A 347-nucleotide genomic window follows, 5' to 3' on the forward strand; every position below is an offset into this window, starting at 1 on the left:
AGGTAACGGTAAGTCCTGGTGCGCCTCCTGTAATTTGTGCATCGGCATCGGTAAGGGTAAAGACACCAAAGCCATCACTGTCTGGATCGCAATATTCTAAAGCGGTTGGTGTGAAAATTACTGGTGCCTGCTCAACTACCAGGTCTAATGTGATTGTATTGTAACAGCTGGTGTTGGTATTGAGCACACCTGCTACTATGGTTTGCGGGTTGCTTATATTAGTGTAGGTATTTGGTAATGGGTTGGCCTGAGCGTCTGCATCTGCCTGATTGAGGTAATACGTAACGCTATAGGCTGGATTGCTACCTGTTATTTCGTTGTTTTTTATCGTTAAATCGATGGCTGTA

At 44.7% G+C, this 347-nt stretch carries 1 pseudogene; it reads right to left on the reverse strand.

Annotated elements, in window-relative coordinates:
- A pseudogene (locus ACVC43_RS00850) lies at nt 1-347 on the reverse strand (T9SS type B sorting domain-containing protein); the annotation flags it as partial.

It is taken from the genome of Lacinutrix chionoecetis (assembly GCF_053604665.1).